Source organism: Streptomyces sp. NRRL WC-3626 (genome assembly GCF_000718785.1).
Taxonomy (GTDB): domain Bacteria; phylum Actinomycetota; class Actinomycetes; order Streptomycetales; family Streptomycetaceae; genus Streptomyces; species Streptomyces edwardsiae.
Window position 1 is genome coordinate 1 of sequence record NZ_JOCA01000086.1, and the last position, 231, is coordinate 231.

Here is a 231-nt window from a genome sequence, read left to right on the forward strand (position 1 = left end):
GGTGGCGAAGGTCATGGCCGAGATCAGCAGGATGATCAGCGCGATGCAGACCGACAGCATGTCGACCTTGCCGAGCTTGGCCAGCGGCCGCTCCAGCCAGGACAGCCACTTGATGTCCCGGTCCTCGAAGATGAAGTCCAGGAAGATCATCAACAGGAACATGCCACCGAACGCGGCGATCGCCGGGTGGGCGTCGGTGACGAGTTCCTGGTAACGGTCCTTGTCACTGAG

At 61.5% G+C, this 231-nt stretch carries 1 protein-coding gene; it reads right to left on the reverse strand.

The genetic code is table 11. The features are described from left to right. Window positions 1-231: DUF475 domain-containing protein (locus IF28_RS0135930; protein ID WP_030229684.1), on the reverse strand; the 231-nt coding region annotated here is incomplete at both ends.